The sequence below is a fragment of the Aeromicrobium choanae genome (assembly GCF_900167475.1).
In the GTDB taxonomy this organism is placed as follows: domain Bacteria; phylum Actinomycetota; class Actinomycetes; order Propionibacteriales; family Nocardioidaceae; genus Aeromicrobium; species Aeromicrobium choanae.
On the sequence record NZ_LT796768.1, the window covers coordinates 1,023,542 to 1,050,010 of the forward strand.

25 protein-coding genes and 4 tRNA genes are annotated in these 26,469 nt (G+C 69.4%); 6 read left to right on the forward strand and 23 right to left on the reverse strand.

Translation table 11 applies throughout. From position 1 onward, the window contains the following. Positions 1-108: 108 nt before the first annotated feature. On the forward strand, positions 109-1,218 hold the full coding sequence (locus tag B5D60_RS05040; RefSeq protein ID WP_078699139.1) for a hypothetical protein: 1,110 nt from the start codon (positions 109-111) through the stop codon (positions 1,216-1,218). Positions 1,219-1,277: 59 nt separating this feature from the next. Next, on the forward strand, positions 1,278-2,432 hold the full coding sequence (locus B5D60_RS05045) for an acyltransferase family protein (RefSeq protein WP_078699140.1): 1,155 nt from the start codon (positions 1,278-1,280) through the stop codon (positions 2,430-2,432). Between the two features lie 73 nt (positions 2,433-2,505). On the opposite strand, the gene B5D60_RS05050 is transcribed toward B5D60_RS05045, so the two are convergent. From B5D60_RS05050 to B5D60_RS05100, 11 genes are all read right to left on the reverse strand, one after another. Beyond that, positions 2,506-6,330: a DNA-directed RNA polymerase subunit beta' gene (locus B5D60_RS05050; protein ID WP_078699141.1), complete on the reverse strand. Its 3,825-nt coding sequence runs from the start codon at positions 6,328-6,330 to the stop codon at positions 2,506-2,508. A gap of 59 nt (positions 6,331-6,389) precedes the next feature. Further along, on the reverse strand, positions 6,390-9,932 hold the full coding sequence (gene rpoB, locus B5D60_RS05055; RefSeq protein ID WP_197684404.1) for a DNA-directed RNA polymerase subunit beta: 3,543 nt from the start codon (positions 9,930-9,932) through the stop codon (positions 6,390-6,392). A gap of 367 nt (positions 9,933-10,299) precedes the next feature. After that, complete coding sequence (gene rplL, locus B5D60_RS05060; protein ID WP_078699143.1) at positions 10,300-10,689, reverse strand: 50S ribosomal protein L7/L12; 390 nt, start codon at positions 10,687-10,689, stop codon at positions 10,300-10,302. Positions 10,690-10,746: 57 nt separating this feature from the next. Continuing rightward, entirely contained in the window at positions 10,747-11,382 is a 636-nt protein-coding gene (gene rplJ / locus B5D60_RS05065; protein WP_078699144.1) for a 50S ribosomal protein L10, read from the reverse strand. 217 nt (positions 11,383-11,599) lie between these two features. Beyond that, on the reverse strand, positions 11,600-12,421 hold the full coding sequence (locus tag B5D60_RS05070; RefSeq protein ID WP_078699145.1) for a hypothetical protein: 822 nt from the start codon (positions 12,419-12,421) through the stop codon (positions 11,600-11,602). A gap of 62 nt (positions 12,422-12,483) precedes the next feature. Next, positions 12,484-12,840, reverse strand: a complete 357-nt coding sequence (locus B5D60_RS05075; RefSeq protein ID WP_078699146.1) for a YidH family protein — start codon at positions 12,838-12,840, stop codon at positions 12,484-12,486. 92 nt (positions 12,841-12,932) lie between these two features. After that, positions 12,933-13,649 (reverse strand): 50S ribosomal protein L1, encoded by a 717-nt coding sequence (gene rplA / locus B5D60_RS05080; protein WP_078699147.1) that lies wholly within the window; start codon positions 13,647-13,649, stop codon positions 12,933-12,935. Positions 13,650-13,758: 109 nt separating this feature from the next. Further along, positions 13,759-14,190, reverse strand: coding sequence for a 50S ribosomal protein L11 (gene rplK, locus B5D60_RS05085; RefSeq protein ID WP_078699148.1), 432 nt, complete (start codon positions 14,188-14,190; stop codon positions 13,759-13,761). Positions 14,191-14,273: 83 nt separating this feature from the next. After that, positions 14,274-15,095, reverse strand: a complete 822-nt coding sequence (gene nusG, locus B5D60_RS05090; protein ID WP_078699149.1) for a transcription termination/antitermination protein NusG — start codon at positions 15,093-15,095, stop codon at positions 14,274-14,276. Between the two features lie 19 nt (positions 15,096-15,114). Beyond that, on the reverse strand, positions 15,115-15,336 hold the full coding sequence (secE, locus tag B5D60_RS05095; RefSeq protein ID WP_078699150.1) for a preprotein translocase subunit SecE: 222 nt from the start codon (positions 15,334-15,336) through the stop codon (positions 15,115-15,117). A 42-nt stretch (positions 15,337-15,378) separates the two neighbouring features. Continuing rightward, positions 15,379-15,451: transfer RNA gene (locus B5D60_RS05100), tRNA-Trp, on the reverse strand. Between the two features lie 137 nt (positions 15,452-15,588). Between B5D60_RS05100 and B5D60_RS05105 the strand changes: the two genes are divergently transcribed. Both B5D60_RS05105 and B5D60_RS05110 read left to right on the forward strand, forming a co-directional pair. Continuing rightward, positions 15,589-16,620: an adenosine deaminase gene (locus B5D60_RS05105; RefSeq protein WP_078699151.1), complete on the forward strand. Its 1,032-nt coding sequence runs from the start codon at positions 15,589-15,591 to the stop codon at positions 16,618-16,620. After that, positions 16,617-17,159 carry a DUF4190 domain-containing protein gene (locus tag B5D60_RS05110; protein WP_197684405.1) on the forward strand — a complete coding sequence of 181 codons (543 nt, stop codon included), beginning with the start codon at positions 16,617-16,619 and terminating at the stop codon, positions 17,157-17,159. The genes B5D60_RS05105 and B5D60_RS05110 overlap by 4 nt, the downstream gene beginning before the upstream one ends. Positions 17,160-17,177: 18 nt before the next feature. Here B5D60_RS05110 and B5D60_RS05115 read toward each other — a convergent pair whose 3' ends face one another. From B5D60_RS05115 to B5D60_RS05160, 10 genes are all read right to left on the reverse strand, one after another. Next, a complete protein-coding gene (locus B5D60_RS05115; RefSeq protein WP_078699152.1) occupies positions 17,178-18,203 on the reverse strand; it encodes a UDP-N-acetylmuramate dehydrogenase in 1,026 nt (341 codons plus the stop codon). Between the two features lie 89 nt (positions 18,204-18,292). Next, positions 18,293-18,463: a 50S ribosomal protein L33 gene (gene rpmG / locus B5D60_RS05120; RefSeq protein WP_078699153.1), complete on the reverse strand. Its 171-nt coding sequence runs from the start codon at positions 18,461-18,463 to the stop codon at positions 18,293-18,295. Positions 18,464-18,530: 67 nt separating this feature from the next. After that, a tRNA-Met gene (locus tag B5D60_RS05125) sits at positions 18,531-18,607 on the reverse strand. Between the two features lie 29 nt (positions 18,608-18,636). Further along, positions 18,637-18,709, reverse strand: a tRNA-Thr gene (locus B5D60_RS05130). An 86-nt stretch (positions 18,710-18,795) separates the two neighbouring features. Further along, complete coding sequence (locus B5D60_RS05135; RefSeq protein ID WP_078699154.1) at positions 18,796-19,821, reverse strand: quinone-dependent dihydroorotate dehydrogenase; 1,026 nt, start codon at positions 19,819-19,821, stop codon at positions 18,796-18,798. 39 nt (positions 19,822-19,860) lie between these two features. Further along, positions 19,861-20,382: a class III extradiol ring-cleavage dioxygenase family protein gene (locus tag B5D60_RS05140; RefSeq protein WP_231948974.1), complete on the reverse strand. Its 522-nt coding sequence runs from the start codon at positions 20,380-20,382 to the stop codon at positions 19,861-19,863. Beyond that, positions 20,379-21,242: a dihydropteroate synthase gene (folP, locus tag B5D60_RS05145; RefSeq protein WP_078699155.1), complete on the reverse strand. Its 864-nt coding sequence runs from the start codon at positions 21,240-21,242 to the stop codon at positions 20,379-20,381. The genes B5D60_RS05140 and folP overlap by 4 nt, the downstream gene beginning before the upstream one ends. Beyond that, positions 21,239-22,168, reverse strand: coding sequence for a glucosyl-3-phosphoglycerate synthase (locus B5D60_RS05150; RefSeq protein WP_078699156.1), 930 nt, complete (start codon positions 22,166-22,168; stop codon positions 21,239-21,241). Before B5D60_RS05150 ends, folP begins: the two co-directional genes overlap by 4 nt. Before the next feature lie 21 nt (positions 22,169-22,189). Continuing rightward, positions 22,190-22,492 carry a hypothetical protein gene (locus B5D60_RS05155; RefSeq protein ID WP_078699157.1) on the reverse strand — a complete coding sequence of 101 codons (303 nt, stop codon included), beginning with the start codon at positions 22,490-22,492 and terminating at the stop codon, positions 22,190-22,192. 90 nt (positions 22,493-22,582) lie between these two features. Further along, positions 22,583-22,664 (reverse strand) — tRNA-Tyr (locus tag B5D60_RS05160). A 66-nt stretch (positions 22,665-22,730) separates the two neighbouring features. On the opposite strand from B5D60_RS05160, the gene B5D60_RS05165 reads away from it, so the two are divergent. After that, a complete protein-coding gene (locus B5D60_RS05165) occupies positions 22,731-23,222 on the forward strand; it encodes a YajQ family cyclic di-GMP-binding protein (protein ID WP_078699158.1) in 492 nt (163 codons plus the stop codon). Here the strand turns inward: B5D60_RS05165 and B5D60_RS05170 are convergent. Beyond that, positions 23,213-24,424: an MFS transporter gene (locus B5D60_RS05170; RefSeq protein ID WP_078699159.1), complete on the reverse strand. Its 1,212-nt coding sequence runs from the start codon at positions 24,422-24,424 to the stop codon at positions 23,213-23,215. The two genes, B5D60_RS05165 and B5D60_RS05170, sit on opposite strands and share 10 nt — an antisense overlap. Positions 24,425-24,486: 62 nt before the next feature. Between B5D60_RS05170 and rarD the strand changes: the two genes are divergently transcribed. Next, the gene (gene rarD, locus B5D60_RS05175; protein WP_231948975.1) at positions 24,487-25,419 is read left to right on the forward strand and encodes an EamA family transporter RarD; all 933 of its coding nucleotides are present in this window, start codon (positions 24,487-24,489) and stop codon (positions 25,417-25,419) included. 63 nt (positions 25,420-25,482) lie between these two features. Here the strand turns inward: rarD and B5D60_RS05180 are convergent, their stop codons facing one another. Further along, positions 25,483-26,469, reverse strand: coding sequence for a polyprenyl synthetase family protein (locus B5D60_RS05180; protein WP_231948976.1), 987 nt, complete (start codon positions 26,467-26,469; stop codon positions 25,483-25,485).

Consider the following 26,469-nt stretch of genomic DNA (forward strand, 5'->3'; position numbering starts at 1 on the left):
ACCGCCGGGCTGGGCACGGCCGTCGGCGCAGGCCTCGGGGCGATCATGGACAGAACCATACGGCGCCACCTTGTAACCTTGGGTGGTCCACATCTACCAAGGGATTCGATGCGCCGTCTGACTGCCGCCATCGCCGCGACCACGGCGCTCCTGACCTTGACCGGCTGCACGTCCAACGGGGGCGTGCCCAGCGCCGACCGCACGACCGTCCCGCCCGAGATCGACTCGCACGAGTCCGGTCCGGCGAGCCCGATCGCCTACGGCCTGAGCGTTCCCGCGGGCGCCACCCAGCTCGGCCCCTTGGTGCGCTACCGCAGTGAGCGCCTGATCGACGCCTTCAAGCCCGAGCTCGACGCCGTGCGCGCGGAGCAGGCGCTGGAGGAGGCCGAGGAGGCCGAGGAAGAGGGCACCGACACCACGCCCACCCCCACGCCGACCCCCACGATCGACACCCGCCCCGAGGGCGACCTCTTCGAGGACCTCGACGATCCGCCGAAGCCCGACACGTTCGTCTCGCTGATGCGCGTCGACGGCAACCCCACGCTCGTCGTGCGCCGAATGCTCGCGGAGCTCGACGTCCTGCTGCCCGAGGCCGGCATCGTCACCGACGACCTGTCCTCGTTCTGCCAGGCGAAGGACCGCCGCGTCACGGGCTGCGACCTCGACCTCACCGGCACGACCCCGGGCGGGCGCGACCTGCGCGTGCACCTGACCGTCGACCCCGGCCGCGTCTCCACCCGCACCGGCAACTTCGCCTCGCTCGAGCGTCCCGTGATGCGCCTCGACCTCTCCTACGTCGGCGATCCGCGCACCGGCCAGGAGGACCGCACCCCCGAGGAGCTCGAAGACCCCGACGAGGTCGAGGACACCACCGAGAAGACCGGGTGGATCTGGCCGAAGATGGACGAGGACGCGCCGGCCACCGAGCCCGTCATCGACGGCTACCTGCCGCCGTCGAGCGCCACCGTCCTGCTGTCGGGCCAGCGTCCCCCGTTCGCCACGATGACCACGCTGCGCGCCTCCATCGCCACCGAGGTCGCGGAGACCTTCACCAGCGAGCGCGTCGAGGGAGCCCTGGAACGCGACGTCGTGGCCGACCTGAACGAGGTCATCATCACGACGTGGGGCACGAGAGCCGACGGCACCGGCGTGCGCACGGTGCACACCCTCTCCGCCCGAGGCAACTACCTGTCGCTGTTCCTGACGCCTCCGGCCTGAGCTCGCGGCGGACTCCCGCACGGGCTGCGGCGCGGCCGTGACCCACTAGAGTCGAGGCGATGAGCCGCCTCGATCCGCTGCCGGTCAGTACCTCCGCGCCGAAGGAACGTGTCGCCTACCTCGACAACGCGCGGTACTGGGTCATGCTCCTGGTCGTGATCGGGCACTCGCTCACCGAGCTGGTGGTGATGGACTCGGCCCGCGGCGTGTACACGTGGATCTACTCGTTCCACATGCCGTTCTTCGTGCTGATCTCGGGCTACACCGCGCGGCACTACGTCGGCGACTTCCGCCAGATCCGCCGCATCGTCTCCACGTTGATCGTGCCGTACCTGATCGTCGAGACCGGCCTGCAGCTGATCACCCGCCACTACGACGGCGAGCCCGAGTACCTGATGATCCTGTCGCCGCAGTGGCTCGGCTGGTTCCTCGCCGCCCTGTTCATCTGGCGACTCACCACCCCGATCTGGCGGGCGCTGAAGTATCCGATCACCACCGCGGTGCTGATCTCCCTGCTCGCCGGTCTGATCGAGATCCCCAACGTCCTGGCCCTACCGAAGGTGCTGGGTCTGCTGCCGTTCTACGTGATCGGCCTGCACTTCGACCGCGACATGTTCATGCGGCTCGGGCGCACCCGGATCCGCGTCGCGTCGGTGGCGCTGCTGGTCGGTGCGTTCGTGGCCTGCCAGCTCTTCGCCCAGTCGTGGGCCGACCGCTGGCCCACCACGACCTGGCTGCTGTGGAAGGCCCGCTACGACGAGCTCGACGCGGCACCACTCGAGGGCATCGCCATCCGCGCCCTGCTGATGGTCATCGCGCTCGTGCTGACGCTCGCGGCGCTGTCGCTCATCCCGCGCGGTCGGTCGTGGACCACGACGCTCGGTGGCCGCACCTTCTACTGCTACCTGCTGCACGGCTTCGTGATCCTGTGGCTGGACCGCCACTACGACCTGTGGGCCCGGATCGAGCCCTATGGGGCGACGGCCGTGCTCGGCTGCATCGTGACGGCCCTGATCGTGGCGAACGCGCTCATGACCAAGCCCGTCGCCACCGTGTTCCGGCCGATCTTCGAGCCGCGCCTGACCTGGATGTTCCGCGACCCCAGCGAAGACACCGACCACCTCCAGGGCGAGCACCCCGACGTGTGGGACCGCGGCCTCGAGCCGGCCTACCCGTCGCACCACCACCGCCCGCTGGGGCACCACCTGCGCTGACAGCGCCCGGTCGCCCGGGCACGACGAAGGGGCCCTGCCGGATCGGCAGGGCCCCTTCGCTCGACTCAGTGACTCAGTTGTCGAAGCTGAAGTCGTAGTCGTCCAACGCCACCGGCGCCGCGTCCGAGGACCCGAACTGGTAGTCGAAGCTGTCGTAGCCGGTGACCGCGTAGGCGTTCTGACGCGCCTCCTCGGTCGGCTCGACCCGGATGTTCCGGTACCGCTCCAGGCCGGTGCCGGCCGGGATCAGCTTGCCGATGATGATGTTCTCCTTCAGACCGCGCAGCGAGTCCGACTTGCCCTGGATCGCGGCCTCGGTGAGGACGCGGGTCGTCTCCTGGAAGGAGGCGGCCGACAGCCAGGACTCGACGGCCAGCGAGGCCTTCGTGATGCCCATCAGCACCGGACGGCCGGAGGCGGGGGTGCCACCCTCGGCGACGACGCGACGGTTCTCCTCCTCGAAGATCGCGCGGTCCGCGAGATCTCCGGGGATCAGCTTCGCGTCACCCTGCTCGATGACCGTCACGCGACGGAGCATCTGGCGCACGATGATCTCGATGTGCTTGTCGTGGATCGCCACGCCCTGGCTGCGGTAGACCTCCTGGACCTCGTCCACGAGGTGCTCCTGCGCCTTGCGGACACCCAGGATGCGCAGGACCTCCTGCGGATCGGGCGTACCGTGCGTGAGCTGATCGCCGACCTCGACCGAGTCGCCGTCCTGCACCTGCAGGCGCGCACGCTTCGTGACGGGGTACTCCATCGGCTCGGCACCGTCGTCGGGCGTGACCACGATCTTGCGACCCTTGTCGGAGTCGTCGATCGTGACGCGACCGGCGGCCTCGGTGATCGGCGCCTTGCCCTTGGGCTGACGGGCCTCGAAGAGCTCGACGACGCGCGGCAGACCGTGCGTGATGTCGTCACCGGCCACACCACCGGTGTGGAAGGTACGCATCGTCAGCTGGGTGCCGGGCTCACCGATCGACTGGGCCGCGATGGTACCGACGGCCTCGCCGATGTCGACGAGCTTGCCGGTGGCCAGCGAACGGCCGTAGCACTTCGCGCACGTGCCGGTCTTGGCGTCGCAGGTCAGGACCGTGCGCACCTTGATCGACTCGACGCCGGCGGCGATGAGGTGGTGGATCTCGACGTCGCCGAGGTCCTCGCCCGCACCGACCAGCACCTCGCCCGACTCCGGGTGGACGATGTCCACCGCGGCGTTGCGGGCGTAGGCCGAGGTCTCGACGTTCTCGGCGGCCACGAGGGTGCCGTCGTCGAGGCGCGTCGCGATCACCTTGGGCAGACCACGCTCGGTGCCGCAGTCCTCCTCGCGGATGATGACGTCCTGGCTGACGTCGACCAGACGACGGGTCAGGTAACCCGAGTCGGCCGTACGCAGCGCGGTGTCGGCCAGGCCCTTACGAGCGCCGTGGGTCGCGATGAAGTACTCGACGACCGACAGGCCCTCGCGGTAGTTCGCCTTGATCGGGCGAGGGATGATCTCGCCCTTCGGGTTGGCGACCAGGCCTCGCATGGCGGCGATCTGACGCAGCTGCATCATGTTGCCTCGAGCACCGGAGTTGACCATCATCCAGATCGGGTTGTCGCCGCTGGCCTTGAACATCTCCTCCATCGTGCCCGCGACCTCGGCCGTGGCCTGGGTCCAGATCTCGATGAGCTCCTGGCGACGCTCGTCCTCGGTGATGAGACCGCGGTCGAACTGCTGCTGCACCTTGGCGGCCTGACCCTCGTACTTCTCGAGGATCTTGCCCTTCTCCTGCGGGCTGACGACGTCGTCCATCGAGATCGTCACGCCCGAGCGGGTCGCCCAGTGGAAGCCGGCGTCCTTCAGGTTGTCCAGCGCGACCGCCACGTCGACCTTGCTGTAGCGCTCGGCGAGGTCGTTGACGATGACGCCGAGCTCCTTCTTGCCGACCTGGAAGTTCACGAACGGGTAGTCGTCCGGCAGCGTGTCGTTGAAGATCGCCCGACCGAGGGTCGTGGTGCGGATCTCGCCGTCGATGCGGATCTTGACCTTGCTCTGCAGCGTGATCTCGCCCCGCTCGAACGCCATCGTCGCCTCGGAGGGCGAGCTGAACGCACGGCCCTCGCCCACGTGACCGTCACGGTCGAGGGTGAGGAAGTACAGACCGATGATCATGTCCTGGGTGGGCATGGTGACCGGTCGGCCGTCCGACGGCTTCAGGATGTTGTTCGTCGAGAGCATCAGGACGCGGGCCTCGGCCTGCGCCTCGGCCGACAGCGGCAGGTGCACGGCCATCTGGTCACCATCGAAGTCGGCGTTGAAGGCCGAGCACACGAGCGGGTGGATCTGGATGGCCTTGCCCTCGATGAGCTGCGGCTCGAACGCCTGGATGCCCAGACGGTGCAGGGTGGGCGCGCGGTTCAGCAGCACGGGGTGCTCGGTGATGACCTCTTCGAGCACGTCCCACACGACCGGGCGAGCACGCTCGACCATGCGCTTGGCGCTCTTGATGTTCTGCGCGTGGTTCAGGTCGACCAGGCGCTTCATCACGAACGGCTTGAACAGCTCGAGCGCCATCTGCTTGGGCAGACCGCACTGGTGCAGCTTGAGCTGCGGGCCGACGACGATGACCGAACGGCCCGAGTAGTCGACGCGCTTGCCGAGCAGGTTCTGACGGAAGCGACCCTGCTTGCCCTTGAGCATGTCGGAGATCGACTTCAGCGGGCGGTTGCCCGGACCCGTGACGGGACGACCACGACGGCCGTTGTCGAACAGCGAGTCCACGGCCTCCTGCAGCATCCGCTTCTCGTTGTTGACGATGATCTCGGGCGCGCCGAGGTCGAGCAGTCGCTTGAGGCGGTTGTTGCGGTTGATGACGCGGCGGTACAGGTCGTTCAGGTCGGACGTCGCGAAACGGCCACCGTCGAGCTGGACCATCGGGCGCAGCTCCGGCGGGATCACCGGGACGGCGTCCAGGACCATGCCCGCCGGGTTGTTCTCGCTGCCCATGAAGGCCGAGACGACCTTGAGGCGCTTGAGGGCGCGGGTCTTGCGCTGACCCTTGCCCGTGGCGATGATCTCGCGCAGCAGCTCGGCCTCGGCGTCGAGGTCGAAGTCCTGCAGCCGCTTCTGGATCGCCGCGGCGCCCATGTAGCCCGCGAAGTACTTGCCGAAGCGGTACTGCATCTCGCGGAACAGCAGCTCGTCACCCTCGAGGTCCTGGACCTTGAGGTTCTTGAACCGGTCCCAGACCTCCTGGATGCGCGCGATCTCACGGTCGTGACGATCACGCAGCTGGCCCATCTCACGCTCGGCCGCATCGCGGACCTTGCGCAGCTCGGCCGCCTTGGCCTCCTCGGCCTCGAGCGCCGCGACGTCCTCCTCGAGCTTGACGGCCCGGGTGTTGATCGCGGTGTTCTTGCGGTTCTCGATCTGGTCGATCTCCTGGCGGATCTTGGCCTCGAGGCTGTCGAGGTCACGATGACGCGCGTCGTCGTCGACCGAGGTGATCATGTAGGCCGCGAAGTAGATGACCTTCTCCAGGTCCTTCGGCGCCAGGTCCAGCAGGTAGCCCAGCCGGCTCGGCACGCCCTTGAAGTACCAGATGTGCGTGACCGGGGCGGCGAGCTCGATGTGGCCCATCCGCTCACGGCGCACCTTGGAGCGGGTCACCTCGACGCCGCAGCGCTCACAGATGATGCCCTTGAAGCGCACGCGCTTGTACTTGCCGCAGTAGCACTCCCAGTCCCGGGTGGGACCGAAGATCTTCTCGCAGAAGAGTCCGTCACGCTCGGGCTTGAGCGTGCGGTAGTTGATCGTCTCCGGCTTCTTGACCTCGCCGAACGACCAGTTGCGGATGTCGTCGGCGGTCGCGAGACCGATCTTGAGCTGATCGAAGAAGTTCACGTCGAGCACGGTGTCTTCTTTCCCTTTCAAAGATGGAGCAGAGTCGAAGTGGTGGGTATCGGTGGTGCTCAGAGCTCGTCGACGGACGACGGCTCGCGGCGGGACAGGTCGATACCGAGCTCTTCGGCAGCGCGGAAGAACTCCTCCTCGGAGTCCTTCATCTCGACGGCGGTGCCGTCGGCGGAGAGCACTTCGACGTTGAGACACAGTGACTGCATCTCCTTGACGAGAACCTTGAACGACTCGGGGATACCCGGTTCGGGGACGTTCTCGCCCTTCACGATGGCTTCGTACACCTTGACGCGACCGACGATGTCGTCGGACTTGATCGTCAGCAGCTCCTGCAGCGCGTACGCGGCGCCGTAGGCCTCGAGGGCCCAGACCTCCATCTCACCGAAGCGCTGGCCACCGAACTGGGCCTTACCGCCAAGCGGCTGCTGGGTGATCATCGAGTACGGGCCGGTCGAGCGCGCGTGGATCTTGTCGTCGACCAGGTGGTGCAGCTTCAGCATGTACATGTAGCCGACGCTGATCGGATCGGGGAACCGCTCGCCGGTGCGACCGTCGAACAGGCGCGCCTTGCCGTCCGGGCCGACCATGCGGTCGCCGTCGCGGTTCGGACGCGTGTTGGAGAGCAGACCGGAGATCTCGTCCTCGCGCGCACCGTCGAACACCGGGGTGGCGATGTTCGTGTTCGCGGGGGCCGTGTCGGCACCGATCTTGCGCAGGCGCTCGGCCCACTCCTCCTTGTTCTCGGCCGGGACTTCCCAGCCCGCCTTGGCGATCCACCCGAGGTGGTTCTCCAGGACCTGGCCCACGTTCATACGACCGGGCACACCCAGCGGGTTGAGCACGATGTCGACCGCGGTGCCGTCCTCGAGGAACGGCATGTCCTCGACGGGCAGGATCTTCGCGATGACGCCCTTGTTGCCGTGACGGCCGGCGAGCTTGTCACCGTGGCTGATCTTGCGCTTCTGGGCCACGTAGACACGCACCAGCTGGTTCACACCGGGGCTGAGCTCGTCACCCTCGGACGCGTCGAAGACGCGCACGCCGATGACGGTGCCGGACTCACCGTGCGGGACCTTGAGCGAGGTGTCGCGCACCTCGCGCGCCTTCTCGCCGAAGATCGCGCGCAGCAGGCGCTCCTCGGGGGTCAGCTCGGTCTCGCCCTTGGGCGTGACCTTGCCGACGAGGATGTCGCCGTTGCCGACCTCGGCGCCGATGCGGATGATGCCGCGCTCGTCGAGGTTGGCGAGGGTCTCCTCGCTGACGTTCGGGACGTCGCGCGTGATCTCCTCCGGGCCCAGCTTGGTGTCGCGGGCGTCGACCTCGTGCTCCTCGATGTGGATCGAGGTCAGCAGGTCGTCCTGGACGACACGCTGGGACAGGATGATCGCGTCCTCGTAGTTGTGGCCCTGCCAGGGCATGAAGGCGACGAGCAGGTTGGTGCCCAGCGCCATCTCGCCCTCGTCGGTGCAGGGACCGTCGGCCAGCGGCGTGCCGACCTCGACCCGCTGCCCCTCACGGACCAGCGGGCGCTGATTCGTGCAGGTGCCCTGGTTCGAGCGACGGAACTTCGCCAGGCGGTACGTGGTGTACGTGCCCTCGTCCTCCATGATCTCGACGGAGTCCGCCGAGACCTCCTTGACGACGCCGGCCTTCTTGGCGACGGTGACGTCACCGGCGTCGACGGCGGCACGGAACTCCATGCCGGTGCCGACGAGGGGCGCGTCGTTGCGGATCAGCGGGACGGCCTGACGCTGCATGTTGGCGCCCATGAGCGCGCGGTTCGCATCGTCGTGCTCGAGGAACGGGATCAGGGCGGTCGCGACCGACACCATCTGGCGCGGCGAGACGTCCATGTAGTCGACCTCTTCGGCCGGGCGGAGCTCGGCCTCGCCGCCACGCTGGCGCACCAGCACGGCGTCCTCGGCGAACGAGCCGTCCTCGTTGAGGATCGAGTTCGCCTGGGCGACGATGTAGCGGTCCTCGTCGGTGGCGGTGAGGTAGTCGATCTGCGTGCTGACCTTGCCGTCGATGACGCGGCGGTACGGCGTCTCGACGAAGCCGAACGGGTTGATCCGTCCGAACGACGCGAGCGAGCCGATCAGGCCGATGTTCGGGCCTTCCGGGGTCTCGATGGGGCACATGCGGCCGTAGTGCGACGGGTGGACGTCGCGGACCTCGTAGCCGGCGCGCTCACGCGACAGACCACCCGGGCCGAGGGCCGACAGACGACGCTTGTGCGTCAGGCCCGCGAGCGGGTTGTTCTGGTCCATGAACTGCGACAGCTGGCTGGTGCCGAAGAACTCCTTCAGCGCGGCCGTGATCGGACGGATGTTGATCAGGGTCTGCGGCGTGATGGCCTCGACGTCCTGGGTCGTCATCCGCTCGCGCACGACGCGCTCCATGCGGGCGAGGCCGGTGCGGAGCTGGTTCTGGATCAGCTCGCCGACCGTGCGCATGCGGCGGTTGCCGAAGTGGTCGATGTCGTCGGCCTCGACCGGGACGGTGCCGGCCGGGGTCTCGAGCTCGGCGGCGCCGTCGTGCAGGGCCACGACGTAGCGGATCGTGGCCACGACGTCGTCGAGCGTCAGCGTCTGCTGGTCGAACGCGGCGTCGGTGCCGAGCTTCTTGTTGATCTTGTGGCGACCGACCTTGGCCGTGTCGTACCGCTTCGGGTTGAAGTAGTAGTTCTCGAGCAGGGTCTGCGCGGCCTCGACCGACGGCGGCTCGCCCGGACGCAGCTTGCGGTAGATGTCGATGAGCGAGCGACGCGTGACCTCGGCGTCGACCATCTCGGTGGTGACGGCGGCGTCGCGAGCCTTCTTCTCGAGCTCCTCGCGCACGATCTCGCTGCGGACCGAGTCCTTCTCCATCGTGATGCGGATGGACTCGTACTGGCCGAACTGCTCGAGGATCGCGTCCTCGGTGAAGCCCAGCGCCTTGAGCAGCATCGTGACGGACTGCTTGCGCTTGCGGTCGAGACGGACGCCGACGATGTCGCGCTTGTCGATCTCGAACTCCAGCCACGCACCGCGCGACGGGATGACGCGCGCCGTGAAGATGTCCTTGTCGGACGTCTTGTCGGGGGTGCGCTCGAAGTACACGCCCGGCGAGCGGACGAGCTGGGAGACGACGACACGCTCGGTGCCGTTGATGATGAAGGTGCCCTTGTCGGTCATGAGCGGGAACTCGCCCATGAAGACGGTCTGGCTCTTGATCTCGCCGGTCTCGTTGTTCATGAACTCGGCGGTGACGAACAGCGGGGCGGCGTACGTGACGTCGCGGTCCTTGCAGTCCTCGACCGAGTACTTCGCCGGCTCGAACCGGTGGTCGCGGAAGGACAGGCTCATCGTCTCGGAGAAGTCCTCGATGGGGCTGATCTCCTCGAAGATCTCCTCCAGGCCGGACTTGGCCGAGACGTCGTTGCGTCCGGCGGCCAGATCGGCCTCGACGCGCTCGCGCCAGGCGTCGCTGCCGATCAGCCAGTCGAAGCTGTCGGTCTGCAGGGAGAGAAGTTCGGGAACCTCGAGCGGTTCTGCGATCTTCGCGAACGAGATGCGCGAGGTGTTGTTCGTGGGTGCGGCGGTACGCGAGGCGGCCAAGAGAAGTCCTTCCGAAGGAACTCGCATGCGATGAACGTGGCGGTTCTGTACTCTTCAGTTGTTGTTGCGCGGCTCACGCCGCCCAACCCGCACGACAGGTGCCGTGCGCGCGCATGCTTCGGGGACCCCGTCAAGTCCTGCATACAGCGGGCAGGACCGTCGAAGGGCATGACAAAGTGGGCGCGAACCTTCATGCTATCGCGACGACACACCGAAATCAAGCCCGGGTCTTGACATCGTCGCGATGATCGGGAACGATCTTTCGTTTGCCCTTTGCTCCCGGCGAATTCAGCACTCCCCCGGAAACGGCGAAAGCGCCCGTCCCCCGAGGGGAACGAGCGCTCTCGCGCGAGCAGTCAGCCGTGGATCACTTGAGGGTGATCGTGGCGCCGGCGGCCTCGAGGGCCTCCTTGGCCTTCTCGGCAGCTTCCTTGTTGACACCCTCCAGGACGGCCTTGGGGGCGCCCTCGACGAGGTCCTTGGCCTCCTTGAGGCCCAGGCTCGTGAGGCCACGGACCTCCTTGATGACCTGGATCTTCTTGTCGCCGGCAGCCTCGAGGACGACGTCGAACTCGTCCTTCTCCTCGGCGGCGGCGGCGTCGCCACCAGCGGCGGGCGCGCCCGCGGCGGCCACGGCGACCGGGGCAGCAGCGGTGACCTCGAAGGTGTCCTCGAACTGCTTCACGAACTCAGAGAGCTCGATCAGCGTCATCTCCTTGAAGGCGTCCAACAGTTCGTCGGTGCTCAGCTTCGCCATTTTTGGCGTCCTTTCTGCAATGAGACCCCGAGGGGGTCCCGATGGGAATCGGGCGGTTCAGCCCTCGGTGACGTCGGACTCGACGTTCTCGGTGGCCGACTCGGCCGCGGGGGCCTCGTCGGCAGGTGCCTGCTCGGCGGCCACGGCGGCGGGAGCTCCCGCAGCCAGGACCGACGGATCGGCTTCGGCCTTCGCCTGCAGCGCCGCGAAGGTGCGTGCTGCCTGCGACAGCGGGGCGTTGAACAGCCCCGCGGCCTTGGCCAGGTTGGCCTTCAAGCCACCCGCGAGCTTGGCGAGGAGGACCTCGCGCGACTCGAGGTCGGCCAGCTTCGTGATCTCCTCGGCGTCGAGCTGCTTCCCATCGAGGAAGCCTCCCTTGACGACGAGAGAGGGGTTAGCCTTCGCGAAGTCGCGCAGACCCTTCGCCGCTTCGACCGCGTCGCCCGTGATGAAGGCGATCGCGGTGGGGCCGGTGAGCAGCGACTCGTCGAGCTCGATTCCGGCGTCCCTGGCGGCGATCTTGGTCAGCGTGTTCTTGGCGACGGCATAGCTCGCGGCATCGCCAAGCGCGCGCCGCAGATCCTGCAGCTGCTTGACGTTGAGGCCGCGGTACTCGGTGAGCACCGCGCCGTTGGACTCGCGGAAGCTGTCCGCGAGATCGGCGACGGCTGCTGCCTTGTCCGGGCGTGCCATGGGTCTCCTTCACTGTCATGCGAAGAACGCCTTGCACGAGAAAAGCGCCCCGTGCGTGGGCACAGGACGCTCATGTGAACGCAGGGACGAACCCTGATCTGCACCTGCGCGGGTCGCCCTGACGGGCACTTCGGGTGACTCGTGGGAGACACCACCGGCGGTCTTCGGTTCTGCCAGTCTAGGCGTCGGCCCGCCGTTCCTCCAAATCGGGCCCGGATCAGCTCCTCCCGGAGCCCTTCATGAGGCCCGCCAGGTCGCCCAGCTGGCTGCTGTCGGTGACCTGGTCCGCCGGCGGGGTCTTCACCTCGACCGGCTCGCCCCACTGCGTCCAGTCCATCGAGCTCGTCGAGCCCGCGACGTCCATCGTCAGCCGGCGCAGCAGGTCGTCCGGGCCGACGTAGAGGGTGTACTCGAGCTGCTTCGGGGCCTTCGCGCCCGAGCCGGGTCCACCGGCCTGCTGGCCCTCGAGCGCCTTGGCGGTGTCGATCACGAGCCGCAGCTTCGTCGTCTCGACGCCGTCGATCTCGCCACCGGAGCCCTGGTCGTCGAACTCGACGAGCGCGTCGCGGAACACCCGCAACTGCTCGGTGAGGTCGACCTGGCCGGCCATCGACCCGAAGTGCTGACCGATCGGATCCTTCGGATCGCTGAGGTCCACCCGGATGAACTTGCCGCCGCTCAGCTCGCCCAGCTTGAGGTACACGATGCCGTCGACGATCCGCAGGTCCACCAGCATCGGCCCGGCGCCCATGGTGACCCGCGCCTCGGTGCTCTCGAGGTCCTCGGCCAGACGGACGTCGCCGCGCATGTCGACGCCGCCGTCCATCTCCACGTGCGCGCTGCCCGCCGCGAGCTGCGCCGTCGTGAGCCGCTCGACGAAGTTCTCCTGCGTCAGCGGATCGGCCGCGGCCGCAGTCGCTGCCGCCTTGGCCGGGCTGGACGAGCCGTCGGCGGAGGTGAGATCGGCGCCCCCTGCGCCGCAGGCGGAGGTGAGCGCCAGGATCGTGGCGGCGAGCGAGACCTTGAGCGACTTCCTCATGCCTGCGACAGTACTCGCCGTTTCCTCACGGAGAGGCCGTTCGGCCGCACGGCCTCGGTCGCTCAGGCGACGACCACGAACGCCAGGACGACGGCCATGAGCACGAGCGCCAGCGCGACCACGGGCGCGGACGTGAAGGCCGGCAGGGGCTCGCGCCGGCGCATGGCGCGCTCGACCCTCGCCCAGCGCAGCCAGGACATCACCGCGCACCCGGCCGCGAGGGACAGCAGGAGCACGAGCACCACCGCGCGCGGCCCTTCGGGCCCGGGCAGCTCGAGGCTGTGCAGCGCGACAGCGCCGGCCATGATCGCGATCGACGTCCGGACCCAGGCCAGGAAGGTGCGCTCGTTGGCCAGGCTGAAGCGCGGGTCGGGCTCGTCGCCGGCCTCGTAGACCCAGCGGGGACGTCGGTCGGTCATCGCCCCATCATGCCCGGCCGCAGGTCCGGCTCCGAGAAGGACGCGACGCCGCCCTCCGTGCGGAGGGCGGCGTCGTCGGCTGAACTGCTGGCTCAGGCCTCGTCGTCGGACGCGAAGTTGCGCGAGCGCGTCGGATCGACCGGGACGCCGGGGCCGTTCGTGGTGGAGATGGTGGCCCGCTTGATGTAGCGGCCCTTCGAGCTGGCCGGCTTGAGACGCAGGATCTCCTCGATCGCAGTGCCGTAGTTCTCGGCGAGCTGCTCGGCGGTGAACGACGCCTTGCCCACCACGAAGTGGACGTTGGCGTGACGATCGACGCGGAACTCGATCTTGCCGCCCTTGATGTCGCCGACGGCCTTGGCGACGTCGGTGGTGACGGTGCCGGTCTTCGGGTTCGGCATCAGGTTGCGCGGACCGAGGACGCGGCCCAGACGGCCGACCTTGCCCATCATGTCGGGCGTCGCGACGACGGCGTCGAAGTCGAGCCAGCCCTCGTTGATCTTGTCGACGAGCTCGTCGGCACCGACGAAGTCGGCTCCGGCCTCACGAGCGGCATCGGCGTTGGCGCCGGTGGCGAAGACCAGGACCCGGGCGGTCTTGCCGGTCCCGTGCGGCAGGTTGACGGTGCCGCGCACCATCTGGTCGGCCTTGCGGGGATCGACGCCGAGACGCACGACGGCGTCGACGGTCGAGTCGTACTTCTTGGAGCCGGACTCCTTGGCCAGGGTGGTGGCCTGCAGGGGCGTGTACAGGTGGTCGCGATCGATCTTCTCGGCGACGGCGCGGTACGCCTTGCTGTGCTGTGTCATGACTGGTTTCCTTCATTCTCAAGACATTGCTGTCTGTTGCTACCAGATGTGGTGCGGGCCCAGCTGGCCCTCCCACGGGGATCGGCGGTCGGAGGACCACCGAGGGTGATCACTTCTCGACGGTGACGCCCATGGAGCGGGCGGTTCCCTCGACGATCTTCATGGCGCCATCGATGTCGTTGGCGTTGATGTCGGGCATCTTGGTCTGGGCGATCTCGCGCACCTGGTCCTTGGTCAGCTTGCCGACCTTGTCGGTGTTCGGCACGGACGAGCCCTTGGTGAGGCCGGCGGCCTTCTTGATCAGCTCGGCAGCCGGAGGCGTCTTCGTGACGAACGTGAACGAGCGATCTTCGTAGATCGTGATCTCGACGGGGATGACGTTGCCGGCCATGGACTCGGTCTGGGCGTTGTACGCCTTGCAGAAGTCCATGATGTTGACGCCGTGCGGGCCGAGCGCGGTGCCGACGGGCGGCGCCGGGTTGGCCTTGCCGGCCTGCAGCTGCACCTTGACGACAGCCGCGACCTTCTTCTTGGGAGGCATTTCGGGTCCTTCTAACTGGTTGTTCGTTCTGAGTCCGTCACCGCTCGTTCAGCGCGGTGACCTGACCTTTGATCGCGGGGCGATCAAACCTTCTGGATGTAGTCGAACGGGAGCTCGACCGAGGTCTCGCGCCCGAAGATCTCGACGAGGCCCTTGACCTTCTGGCCGTCGATGTTGATCTCGGTGATCGTGGCGTGCAGCGTGGCGAACGGGCCGTCGATGACGAGCACCGAGTCGCCCGCGGCGAAGTCGCTGAACTCGACCTTGGCGGCCGCGGCCTGCTGGGTCTTCTCGGCGCTCTCGGTGGCCTCGGCGGCAACCTCGGCCTCGACCGCGGGGGCCAGCATCTTCTCGACCTCGCTGAGGCTCAGCGGCACCGGCTGGTGGGCGTTGCCGACGAAGCCGGTGACCGACGGGGTGTGGCGCACGACGCCCCACGAGTCGTCGGTGAGGTCCATGCGCACGAGCACGTAGCCCGGGAGCACGGTGCGGCGCACCAGCTTGCGCTGGCCGTTCTTGATCTCGGCGACCTCTTCGGTGGGGACGACGATCTCGTGGATGAAGTCCTCGGCGTTGAGGGCGACCTTGCGGTTCTCCAGGTTCTGCTGGACGCGCTTCTCCATGCCGGCGTACGTGTGGATCACGTACCAGTCGCCGGGCTGGCTCCAGAGGCGGTCGCGGAACTCCTGCAGCGGATCGGCGGCGGGCTCGTCCTCGGCCGCGGGGGCCTCGGCGGTGCCGTCGTCCTCGGTCTCGTCGGCCGGGGCGTCGTCGGAGTCGGTGGCGTCGGTGTCGACGTCAGCGACCTCATCCACGCCGTCGGCGGCGGGGGTCTCGTCGACCGACGCCTCCTCGGTGGACGTCTGGTCCACGGGCGCGTCGGTCTCGTCGAATTCGGAGGTCACAGAGGTTTCAGTCCTTGGTCTAGGCGAAGATGGCGAAGGCGGCCTTGCCGAACGCGTAGTCCAGCGCGGCGACGAACGCCATCATGATCAGCACGAAGACGAGCACGACGAAGAAGTAGTTGACGACCTGCGGACGGGTCGGCCACACCACCTTGCGCAGCTCGGCGACCACCTGGCGGTAGAACGTGAGCGGGGACGTGCGCTTGGTACGCGTCCCTGCCAGTTCGTGATTCTCGCTCACGGTGCTCCTTCGTCGAACGGTGCCGGCTCGGGGCCGACCTTGCAGGGCACGAGGGACTTGAACCCCCAACCTTCGGTTTTGGAGACCGATGCGCTACCAGTTGCGCCAGTGCCCTCCGCCCGATTCCGGGCATGACGAAACAGGGTAGTTTCGCCGGTTTCGTCAAGTGTACGCATCTCGCCCACGAATGCGAAACCGGGCGCCCCGGACGCTGCCCGAGCCCCCGTCCGGACGGCGTGGCACGATGGCCGCGTGCGGCCGCTGACGACTCTCCCCAAGGCCCATCTGCACCTCCACTTCACCGGCTCGATGCGCCACGGCACGTTGATCGAACTGGCCGAGCGCGACGGCGTGCACCTGCCCTCGGCCCTCGTCGAGGAGTGGCCGCCGCAGCTCTCCGCAGCCGACGAGAAGGGCTGGTTCCGCTTCCAGCGGCTCTACGACGTGGCCCGCTCCGTCCTGCGCACCGAGGGCGACGTGCGCCGCCTCGTACGGGAGGCCGCCGAGGACGATCTCGCCGACGGCTGCGTCTGGACCGAGATCCAGGTCGATCCCTCGGGGTACGCCGCGAAGTTCGGCGGGGTCACCGCGTTCACCGACCTGGTCATCGACGCGGTCCGCGACGCCTCGGCCTCCACCGGGCTGGGCATGAGCGTGATCATCGCGGCGAACCGGACGCGCCACCCCCTCGACGCCCGCACGCTCGCCCGGCTCGCCGGCCAGTACGCGGGGCGCGGCGTCCACGGCTTCGGACTGTCGAACGACGAGCGGCGCGGCGACACCGCCGCCTTCGGCCCGGCGTTCCGCATCGCCGACCGGGCCGGCCTGGTGCTGGCGCCGCACGGCGGCGAGCTGCGAGGTCCCGACCACGTGCGCCAGTGCCTCACCCACCTCGCGCCGCATCGTCTGGGCCACGGCGTGCGCGCCGCGGAGGACCCCCGCCTGCTCGAGACGATCGCGAACGCGGGCATCGGGCTCGAGGTCTGCCCGGCCTCGAACGTGTCCCTCGGCGTCTACGCCACGATCGACGAGGTGCCGGTGCGCGAGTTGATGGCGGCCGGGGTCGAGGTCGCCCTCGGGGCCGACGACCCGCTGCTGTTCGGCACCCGCCTCGCCGGGCAGTACGCCCTGCTGCGCGCGGCCCAGAACTTCACCGACGAGGAGCTGGCGGAGCTGGCGAGACGCTCGCTGCGCGCCTCGCAGGCGCCCGACGACCTGCGGACGGCGGCGCTGGCGGGTGTCGAGGCCTGGCTGGCCGAAGAACGTGGAACGATGGCCCCATGAGCGAGAACCAGCCGCCGTCGTACCCGGGCGACCCCTCCGGCCAGCAGCCGAACGACCCGCCGCAGGGTCCCGAGCAGCCCACCCCTCCGGCGCAGCAGCAGCCGTACCCCGGTCAGCAGCAGCCGTACCCCGGTCAGCAGCAGCCGTACCCGGGTCAGCAGCCCTACGGCGCGCAGCCTCCGGGCCCCGGCCAGCCCTACGCCGGCCAGCAGCAGTGGGGCGCTCCCCCGCCGAAGCACCCGAAGGCCACCCTCGTGCTGATCCTGGGCATCCTCGGTCTCATCGTCTGCAGCGTCCTCGCCCCCTTCGCGTGGGTCATGGGCAACCGCGCCGTGGCGGAGATCGATGCCAACCCGGGCGTCTACGACGGTCGCGGCGAGGCGCAGGCCGGCCGCATCCTGGGCATCATCGGCACGGTGCTGCTGATCCTGGGCATCGTGGCGTTCGCGTTCTTCATCGTGCTGGTCATCGCGGGCGTCGCGTCCTCGGACACGAGCTCGGACTACTCCGAGCTGTCGCTCATCTCGCTGTTCGCCTGAGCGCCGTCGGCGGCGGCCCTAGAGCTGGTCGCCGCCGACGAGCACCGGCTCGTTGACGAGGCGGATCCCGAACTCCCGCTCGACGCCGTCGCGGACCTCGCGGGCCAGTGCCAGCAGGTCGGCCGTGGTGGCACCGCCGCGGTTCGTGAGCGCGAGCACGTGCTTGCCGGAGAGGGCCACGGGCCCCCGGCCGAAGCCCTTCGCGAAGCCCGCGTGGTCGATCAGCCACGCCGCGCTCGTCTTGACCGAGCCGTCGGCCTGCTCGAACCTGGGCGCCTCGGCCGGCAGCTTCGCCGCCTCGTCCGGTGCGAGGACCGGATTGGTGAAGAACGATCCCGCGCTCCACGTGTCGTGGTCCTGCGGGTCCAGGACCATGCCCTTGCCGCGCCGCAGCGCCAGCACCGTCTCGCGCACCTGCGCCAGGCGGGCGCGGGCGCCGACCTCCACGCCCAGGTGCCGGGCGAGCTCGGCGTAGCGCACGGGCGCGCTCAGCGCCCCGGCGAAGCGCAGCTGAAACGCCACCGTGAGGACCACGAAGCGATCCTGCTCGTCCTTGAAGCGGCTGTGGCGGTAGCCGAACCCGAGGTCGGTGAACATCAGCGTGCGGACCCGCTTCTCGGCGCGGTCCCACGTGCGGACGCTGACGATCGTGTCGGCGACCTCCTGGCCGTAGGCGCCGACGTTCTGGATCGGGGTGGCGCCGACCGAGCCGGGGATGCCGGCGAGCGCCTCGACGCCCTCCCAGTCCTGGGCGACGGCGTGGGCGACGAACTCGTCCCAGCCCTCGCCGGCCGCCACGGTGACCATGGCGCCGCTGCAGGCGTCGGCCGAGACCTCGATGCCGCGCGTGCGGACGAGCACGACGGTGCCGTCGAAGCCGGCGTCGGGGACCACGAGGTTGCTGCCACCCCCGACCAGCAGGAGGGGCTCGCCGGCCTCGTCGGCGGCGCGCACGGCGGCGATCAGCTCGTCCTCGGTGGTCGCCTCGACGACCGAGCGGGCGGGGCCACCCAGGCGGAGCGTGGTGACCTCGGACAGGAGCATGCCGGTGACGCTAGCAGGCACGATCGGGACCTCCACAGAACGCCGACGACCCCCGCGCCGGTCGGCACGGGGGTCGTCGCAAGACGGGTTCAGCGCGTTTCGCGGTGCGCCTGGTGGGCGTTGCAGCGCGCGCAGTACTTCTTGACCTCGAGGCGATCGGGGTCGTTGCGACGGTTCTTCTTGGTGATGTAGTTGCGTTCCTTGCACTCGGTGCAGGCCAAGGTGATCTTGGGACGAACGTCGGAGCTCTTGCTGGCCACGGTGTGCCTCTTCTGGTCGGTGCCCCACCCGTTGCCGGGCGGGAGGTTTGCTGCTGACTTGCCGGTCTGGTAGCTGGGGCGGGGCTCGAACCCGCGACCTCACGATTATGAGTCGTGCGCTCTGACCAACTGAGCTACCCAGCCACGGAGTTGCGAGTCACCTCGCTCCTCAGAGCCCCTTTACGGAATCGAACCGTAGACCTTTTCCTTACCATGGAAACGCTCTGCCGACTGAGCTAAAGGGGCAAGCCGACAAGTAAAGATACCGGGTCAGGTGCCGGGTTCCCAAATCGGGGTGGGCGCGACATCGATCCACCTTGGTATCGCAGTCTTCATCGCGCGGCGGCGGCGAGCCGCGAGGGCCACTTCGGGCCCTCGTAGATGAAGCCGGTGTAGCCCTGGACGAGGTCTGCCCCGGCCTCGATCCGAGCCCTCACGTCGGCCTCATCGGTGACCCCGCCGACGCCGATCAGGGTGAGCCCCGCGCCGGCGCGGGCGCGGATGCGGCGCAGCACCTCGACGGCGCGGCCGGCCAGGATCGGACCGGACAGTCCGCCGGCCCCGGCGGCGTCGACGACGTCGCGAGGCGTGCGCAGCTCGGCGGGCCGGGCGATCGTCGTGTTGGTGGCGCTGATCCCGTCGAGGCCCAGCTCGAGGACGAGGTCGGTGACCTGGTCGACGTCCTCGTCGGCGAGGTCGGGGGCGATCTTGACCACGAGCGGGACGCGGCGGCCGTGGTTGCCGTCGGCGACCCCCTTGACCGCCGCGAGGATCGGCTCGAGGGACTCCACCGCCTGCAGGTCGCGCAGGCCCGGGGTGTTGGGGCTCGACACGTTGACGACGAGGTAGTCCGCGTACGGCGTGAGCAGGCGGGCGCTCTCGACGTAGTCCTCGGCCGCGCGCTCGGCGGAGACGACCTTGGTCTTGCCGATGTTCACGCCGATGACGGCGCGGCGGCCCGCTGGCGTGCCGCGCAGGCGGTGCAGGCGGGAGGCCACCACGGCGGCACCGTCGTTGTTGAAGCCCATGCGGTTGACGATCGCGTGGTCCTCCACCAGCCGGAACAGCCGTGGACGGTCGTTGCCGGGCTGGGGCCGCGCCGTGACCGTGCCGATCTCGACGTGACCGAAGCCGAGGGCGAGCAGGCCCAGCACTCCGCGGGCGTTCTTGTCGAAGCCCGCCGCGAGGCCGAACCGGTGCGGGAACTCGATGCCCATGATCTCGACCGGCGACGGGTCGACGCGGTACGCGAGGCGGGACACGGGGCGGCCCAGACGGATCGCGGCGAAGGCGCGTTCATGGATGCGCTCGGGATCCATGCGGGCGAACACGGAGTCGAAGAGCGCGTCGTAGGCCACGGCGACCAGCCTAGGACACGGCCTCCGTCGCGCCTCCGGTCAGGCTCGGAGCCAGGCGGCGACCCACCAGAGGACGCCGTGGGGGGCGTCGGCGTAGGGCACCGAGACCTGCCAGCTGCCGTCGAGCTCGTTCCCCAGCTTGGCCAGGGTCTCGATGCCCGAGGCCCACAGATCGGCACCGAGCCCGCCGTCGAGGGCGGCCAGGCGGGCGCCGTCGCCCGAGCGCAGCGCGAGGTCGACGGTGTCGTCGAAGTCCAGCGCCCGCTCGTCGAAGTGGCCCGGGGCCTTCTCGCTGCGCTTCGCGCTGCCGTTCGCCATCACGAGCAGCACCTCGGCATCGGCGGCGACGGTCCCGGCGAACCCGGCGGCGTCGAGCAGGGCGCGGGCCACCGACTCGGCGAAGGGGTCGTCGCCCACGACGGCCACGGACTCGGCTCCCGTGACGATCGCGCGCACCGCGGCCACGGCGGAGACCCGCAGGTCGGCCACGGGGTCCTCGAGGCTCGCGTACCTCGGCAGGAGCGCAGGGACGGGCGGCACGACCACGAAGCGGCGGATCACGCGAGGCCCCGGATCGCGCGGGCGGGCGGGCGTCGGCCCGCGATGGTCCAGGCCATGTCGACGACCTGACGCGTCTCGGGAACCTGGTGGACGCGGTAGACCCGCGCGCCCGCCGTGGCGGCCACGGCCGTGGCGGCGAGCGTGCCCAGCAGGCGCTCCCCCACCGGGCGGTCGAGGGTCTCGCCGACGAAGTCCTTGTTGGACAGTGACACGAGCACCGGCCAGCCGGTGTCGACCATCTCGCCCAGGCGGCGGGTCACCTCGAGCGAGTGGAAGGTGTTCTTGCCGAAGTCGTGCGCCGGATCGATCAGGAGGCTCTCGCGCGCCACTCCCAGCGCGAGGGCGCGCTCGGCCTGGGCCACGGTGGACGCGATCGCGTCGGCGACCACGTCGTCGTACTCGATGCGGTGCGGCCGGGTGCGTGGAGTGATGCCGCCGGTGTGCGTGCAGACCATCGCGACGTCGAACTCGGCGGCGACTTCGGCCAGAGCCGGATCGGCGCCGCCCCAGGCGTCGTTGAGGAGGTCGGCGCCGGCCTCGCAGACGGCGCGGGCCACCTCGGAGCGCCACGTGTCGACGCTGATCACCACGTCGGGGAAGGCGGACCGCACGCGCTCGACGAACCCGACGACGCGGCGCTTCTCCTCGTCGGCGTCGATCTCGGCGCCGGGGGCGGCCTTGATCCCGCCGATGTCGACGATCTCGGCACCCTCCGCGACGACCTGCTGCACACGTTCGAACGCCGAGTCCTCGGCCCACGTGGCGCCGCGGTCGAAGAACGAGTCCGGCGTGCGGTTGACGATGGCCATCATCAGCGTGCGGTCGTCGCCGAAGCTGTGGCGCCCGAGGCGAAGCGTCATCGGTCCACCTCGGCGAACGGAGGGCGCTCGGTGAGGTCGACGTCCTGCTGCAGGGCCACGAACGCCCCCTCGAACGAGCGGAACTGCCGCAGGGTGGCCTCGTCGGCATCGGGAGCGCGACCGGCGCGCGACATCATCGCGGCCAGCAGCTGCACGGACATCGCTCCGAGCGCACGGAGCGGCTGGTGGGAGTGTGCGCGCCGGCCGAGATCGACCTGGGCGATCGCGTCGATCCCCTCGGCGTCGGCCACGTCGACGAGGGCGGCGAGGTCGACGCCGTAGCCGACGGGCACCCGGTGGGCAGCCAGCGCGGCGCGGCGCACGGCCCACTCCCCCGCGAGCGGCTGGACCACGTGCGTGAGCTCGGGACGCAGCAGCGCCAGTGCCGGACGGGCGACGAGCTCGGTGGCCCGGCCTCCGCCGTCGGGATCGTCGAGGGCGCCCTCACGGTACGGACGCTCGTAGAAGCCCTTCACGAGCGTCACCGAGGGATCGGTCAGCAGCGGCCCGAGCAGCCCGGTGACGAAGTGCGTGCCCCACTCGGTGAGGTCGGCGTCGACGAACACGAGCACGTCGCCCGTGGCCACGAACTGCGCCTTCCAGATCGCCTCGCCCTTGCCTCGGTGACTGCCGAGGTCGGGCCGGATGTCGGCGAGGTGCTGGACGGTGGCGCCGGCCTGCGCGGCCAGGCGCGCGGTGTCGTCGGTGGAGCCGCTGTCGATCACCAGCAGCTCGTCGACGAGCCCCGAGTCACCGACGAACGCGTCGTGGATCCGGCCGGCGACGTCGCCCACGGTGGCGGCCTCGTCGAGGGCGGGGATCACGACGCTGACCCGGACGCCGGCGGCGCGCTTGGCCTCCAGAAGTGCAGCGGGGTCCCACTGGTCCCAGCGGTAGGTCCTGCGATCGAACCACGTGTCTGCCACGCGATCACCGTACCTGCGGCGTCAGCGACGGTCGTCGTCGACGACCACGCCGCCCAGCAGCCGCTCGACCATGAACCGGGCCTGCGTGACACTCGGGGTGGCGACCTCGTCGGGCGACTCCGCAGCGGGCTCGTCGTATCCGAGACCGGCGACGGCGACATCCCAGGCAGCGGCGAGGTCGGCCATCAGCGCGGCGACCTGGTCCTGGTGGCGCTGGTGCCGCGCCTCCTCGAGGAGGTCGAGCTCGTAGGCGTCGGGCACGAGCTCGTAGAGCCCGTGCAGGGTCGAGGCGGCACCGGGACGACGGTCGTCGGCGTGGCTCATGCCCCGACCCTAGGGGGCCGGACCGACATTCGCCCACGCCGCGTGAACGAACGAGCCCCCGACCGTCTCCGGTCGGGGGCTCGCGTCACGTGGCAGGTAGAGGATTCGAACCTCTGTAGGCAATGCCGGCTGATTTACAGTCAGCTCCCTTTGGCCGCTCGGGCAACCTGCCGCGACAGTCTGCAAGATTACCCCAGCGTCTGATGGAGCCCATAATCAGGGCGGCTAGGGTGGGGTCATGGCCGATTCCTCGTTCGACATCGTCAGCAAGATCGACCGCCAGGAGGCGGACAACGCGCTCAACCAGGCGGTCAAGGAGATCGCCACGCGGTACGACTTCAAGAACACCAACGCCTCCATCGAGTGGAAGGGCGAGTGGGGAGTCGAGATCACCGCGAACGCCGACGAGCGCGCCCTGGCCATCCTCGACGTCTTCCAGACGAAGCTCGTCAAGCGCGGCATCAGCCTCAAGACGTTCGAGGCCGACGACCCGCGCCAGTCGGGCAAGGACGTGAAGATCAACGGCACCTTCACCGAGGGCATCAGCACCGAGCAGGCCAAGAAGGTCAGCAAGCTCATCCGCGACGAAGGGCCCAAGGGCGCCAAGGTGCAGATCCAGGGCGACGAGCTGCGGGTCACCAGCAAGTCGCGTGACGACCTGCAGGAGATCATCGCGCTGGTCAAGGGCGCCGACCTCGACTTCGCCGTGCAGTTCACCAACTACCGCTGAACCGTGACGCCGCGCTGGCGGGCGGCTCCGGCCACCAGGACTGCGGCCAGCAGCAGCACCGCCGACGACGCGGCCAGGGCCCAGGCAGCGCTGAGCTCCTCCGCGGCGATCCCCAGCAACACTCCCCCGGCCGATGCCGACCCCAGGAACGCCATCGAGGTCACGGACAGTGCTGTGGCACGGTGCGCCTCGGTGACCCGGTCGTGCACGAGCGCGTTGTAGGCCGCGCCGAACGACGTGTGCACGAGGTAGCAGAGCCAGAACCCGGCCACGAGCGCGACGGGACCCCCGGCGATCGCCATCACCGCGAGGCCCAGTGCCTCGGCCGCCGCCAGGACCGGCGCGACCACGCCGGGGCCCACCTCGCGCAGGACCCGCGACGCGACGGTGGCCCCGAGTGCGGCCAGACCCCACGCGATCGACGAGACCACGCCGAGGACGCTGCCGGCAGCGGAGGTGTCGGTGGAGAACTCGGCGAGCCGGACCGGCATCAGCATCTCCAGGCCGGCGACAGCGACCCCGCACAGCAGCATCGCTGCGGTCAGCAGGCGAAGACGGCGGCCGAAGGCCACACGGACGCCGGTCGCCAGGGTGTGCCGCCATGCCGCTGCGGTGGTCGGCTCGGTACGCGCGACCGGCTCCATCAGCAACCGGGCGGCGACGATCTGCACCACGACGATCGCGATCGCCAGGACGTAGGGCACCGCGAGGGAGTCGCCGGCCGACCACGGCGACACGTACAGCAGCCCGGCCGAGATCAGTGAGCCGATCGCGATCGCCGCGCTGATCACCCCGCCCGCCGTGGCCAGCGCCGAGGGCACCTCGGAGGTGGCGCCGCGCGCGTTCTCCGCGTCGACGAACCACGACTCCAACGCCCCGCTGTCGAGGGCGCGGAACAGCCCGCTGACCCCCCACGCGAGCGCGAACGCCAGCACCGACTGCGCAGCGAGGGTGAGCGCGTAGGCGGCGATCGCGGCCACTCCCGACGCGATGAAGACCGGCCGACGGCCCCAGGAGTCCGCCAGCGCTCCGCTGGGCACCTCCATGACGATCACGACGATGCCCTGTGCCGCCATCGCGATGCCGATCTCGGCGATCGTCAGTCCACGCTCCAGCGGCAGCAGCAGCGAGACCGGCATGAGCAGACCTGTCGCGAGCCAGCGCAGGCCGAGCAGCAGCAGGAACCGTCCTCGCACCCCCATGCCCCGACTCTAGGGGCGACCCAGCGGGATGACGCGGAGCGGAAAGGGTGTTGAGTAAGCACGTGGCGACCACGAACACCGACTCGAAGTCCGGGCTGATCTACGGCTCGGCGGCCTACCTCTGCTGGGGCTTCTTCCCGCTCTACTGGCCCCTGCTCGACCCCGCCTCGCCCCTCGAGGTGCTCGCCCACCGCATCGTGTGGACGCTGGTCTTCTGCGTGGGTCTGCTGACGATCACCCGCAAGTGGGGCGCGTACCGCTCGATCCTCCGACAGCGGCGGCTCATGGTGCCGCTCGCGATGGCCTCGGTCGTCATCACCGTGAACTGGGGCGCCTTCATCTGGGGCGTCACGAACGGGCACGTCATCGAGACGAGCCTGGGCTACTTCATCAATCCGCTGATGACCGTGCTGCTGGGCGTGTTCCTGCTGGGCGAGAACCTCCGGCGCCTGCAGTGGGTGGCCGTCGGTCTCGGCACGCTCGCCGTGGTGGTGCTGACGGTCGACTACGGACGTCCGCCCTGGGTCGCTCTCGTGCTGGCCACGAGCTTCGCCACCTACGGGTTCCTCAAGAAGCGCGCCAACCTCGGCACGATCGAGGCGCTCTCGGTGGAGACGACGATCCTCACGCCGTTCGCGATCGCCTACCTGGTCTTCCTCGGGACGGCCGGAACGCTCGCCTTCGGCAACGAGGGTGCCCTCAACACGGTGCTGCTGATGGGCACCGGCGTGGTGACGGGCATCCCGCTGCTGATGTTCGGCGCCGCCGCGACGCGGCTGACGCTGACCACGATCGGCATCCTGCAGTACCTCGGGCCCATCCTGCAGTTCATCTTCGGCCTGACGATCTTCGGCGAGGAGATGGGCACGGCGCGCTGGATCGGCTTCGTGATGGTGTGGTCCGCGCTCGTGATCTTCACCTACGACGCGATGAGCACCCGGCGCCGCGCCAAGCGCACCGCCGACGAGTGCGCCGCGGAGTCCACCGCGATCTGAGGGCCCCTCGGCGGCGCTCGTCAAGTGGCGTAAACCGGGGCCACGAGCGAGGGCGGGCGGCCGCTAGCCCAGGCGCTGGGTGGAGCGGGTGCAGATGTCGTCGAGCGCGTCGCGGGCGGCACCCGCAGGCAGCTTGTCGAGCAGGGCGCGGGCCGCGTCGGCCTCGGCGCGGACGTAGGCGCGCGCCTCGTCCATGGCCGGGTGCTCACGCAGCGCGCGGATGACCCACTGGACGTCGTCCTCGTCCTCGATCGGGCCCGAGAGCAGGCCGCGCAGGCGCTCGTCACCTAGGACCGGGTTCGACTGCACCAGCAGCGTGGGCAGGGTGGGCACGCCCTCGCGCAGGTCGGTGCCGGGCACCTTGCCCGAGTCGTCGGCATCGCTGGCGATGTCGATGATGTCGTCGGCCAGCTGGAAGGCCACGCCGATCCGCTCGCCGAACTCCAGCAGCGTGGACTCGACGTCCTCGCCGGCGCCGGACATCATGGCGCCGAAGCGCGCGGCAGTGGCGATCAGCGACCCGGTCTTGTCAGCGACGACCGAGAGGTAGTGCTCGAGCGGGTCGTCGCCCGGGCCGGGGCCCAGGGTCTCGCGCAGCTGGCCGTGCACCAGGCGCGCGAACGTCTCGGCCTGGATGCGCACGGCGTCGGGGCCGAGGTCGGCCACGAGCGAGGAGGCCCGCGCGAAGAGGAAGTCACCGACGAGGATCGCGACGGAGTTGTTCCAGCGCGCGTTGGCGCTGGGCGCACCCCGGCGCATGGACGCCTCGTCCATCACGTCGTCGTGGTACAGCGTGGCCAGGTGGGTCAGCTCGACCACGACGGCGGCAGGGACGATGTCCTCGCTTGTGGGGTCACCGAACTCGGCGCACAGCACCGTGAGCAGCGGACGGAAGCGCTTGCCACCGGCCTGCAGCAGGTGCGAGGAGGCCTCGGCCACCAGCGGCTCCGGGCTGTGGGCGGACGTGATCAGCAGGTCCTCAACCTGCTGCACCCCCGCGGAGACACGCTGCTCGAGCGCATCATCCGCGAACGACCCGACGCTGGCCAC

What these genes read in the sequence shown, in the direction of transcription:
- B5D60_RS05170 (WP_078699159.1), bottom strand. Translation starts at nt 24,424, where the DNA reads ATGGGGGTGCGAGGACGGTTCCTGCTGCTGCTCGGCCTGCGCTGGCTC.
- B5D60_RS05115 (WP_078699152.1), bottom strand. Translation starts at nt 18,203, where the DNA reads ATGCTCCTGTCCGAGGTCACCACGCTCCGCCTGGGTGGCCCCGCCCGC.
- rplK (WP_078699148.1), bottom strand. Translation starts at nt 14,190, where the DNA reads ATGCCTCCCAAGAAGAAGGTCGCGGCTGTCGTCAAGGTGCAGCTGCAG.
- folP (WP_078699155.1), bottom strand. Translation starts at nt 21,242, where the DNA reads ATGACGCTTCGCCTCGGGCGCCACAGCTTCGGCGACGACCGCACGCTG.
- rplJ (WP_078699144.1), bottom strand. Translation starts at nt 11,382, where the DNA reads ATGGCACGCCCGGACAAGGCAGCAGCCGTCGCCGATCTCGCGGACAGC.
- rplA (WP_078699147.1), bottom strand. Translation starts at nt 13,649, where the DNA reads ATGACACAGCACAGCAAGGCGTACCGCGCCGTCGCCGAGAAGATCGAT.
- B5D60_RS05045 (WP_078699140.1), top strand. Translation starts at nt 1,278, where the DNA reads ATGAGCCGCCTCGATCCGCTGCCGGTCAGTACCTCCGCGCCGAAGGAA.
- B5D60_RS05075 (WP_078699146.1), bottom strand. Translation starts at nt 12,840, where the DNA reads ATGACCGACCGACGTCCCCGCTGGGTCTACGAGGCCGGCGACGAGCCC.
- B5D60_RS05155 (WP_078699157.1), bottom strand. Translation starts at nt 22,492, where the DNA reads ATGAGCCACGCCGACGACCGTCGTCCCGGTGCCGCCTCGACCCTGCAC.
- B5D60_RS05165 (WP_078699158.1), top strand. Translation starts at nt 22,731, where the DNA reads ATGGCCGATTCCTCGTTCGACATCGTCAGCAAGATCGACCGCCAGGAG.
- B5D60_RS05040 (WP_078699139.1), top strand. Translation starts at nt 109, where the DNA reads ATGCGCCGTCTGACTGCCGCCATCGCCGCGACCACGGCGCTCCTGACC.
- B5D60_RS05070 (WP_078699145.1), bottom strand. Translation starts at nt 12,421, where the DNA reads ATGAGGAAGTCGCTCAAGGTCTCGCTCGCCGCCACGATCCTGGCGCTC.
- rplL (WP_078699143.1), bottom strand. Translation starts at nt 10,689, where the DNA reads ATGGCGAAGCTGAGCACCGACGAACTGTTGGACGCCTTCAAGGAGATG.
- B5D60_RS05110 (WP_197684405.1), top strand. Translation starts at nt 16,617, where the DNA reads ATGAGCGAGAACCAGCCGCCGTCGTACCCGGGCGACCCCTCCGGCCAG.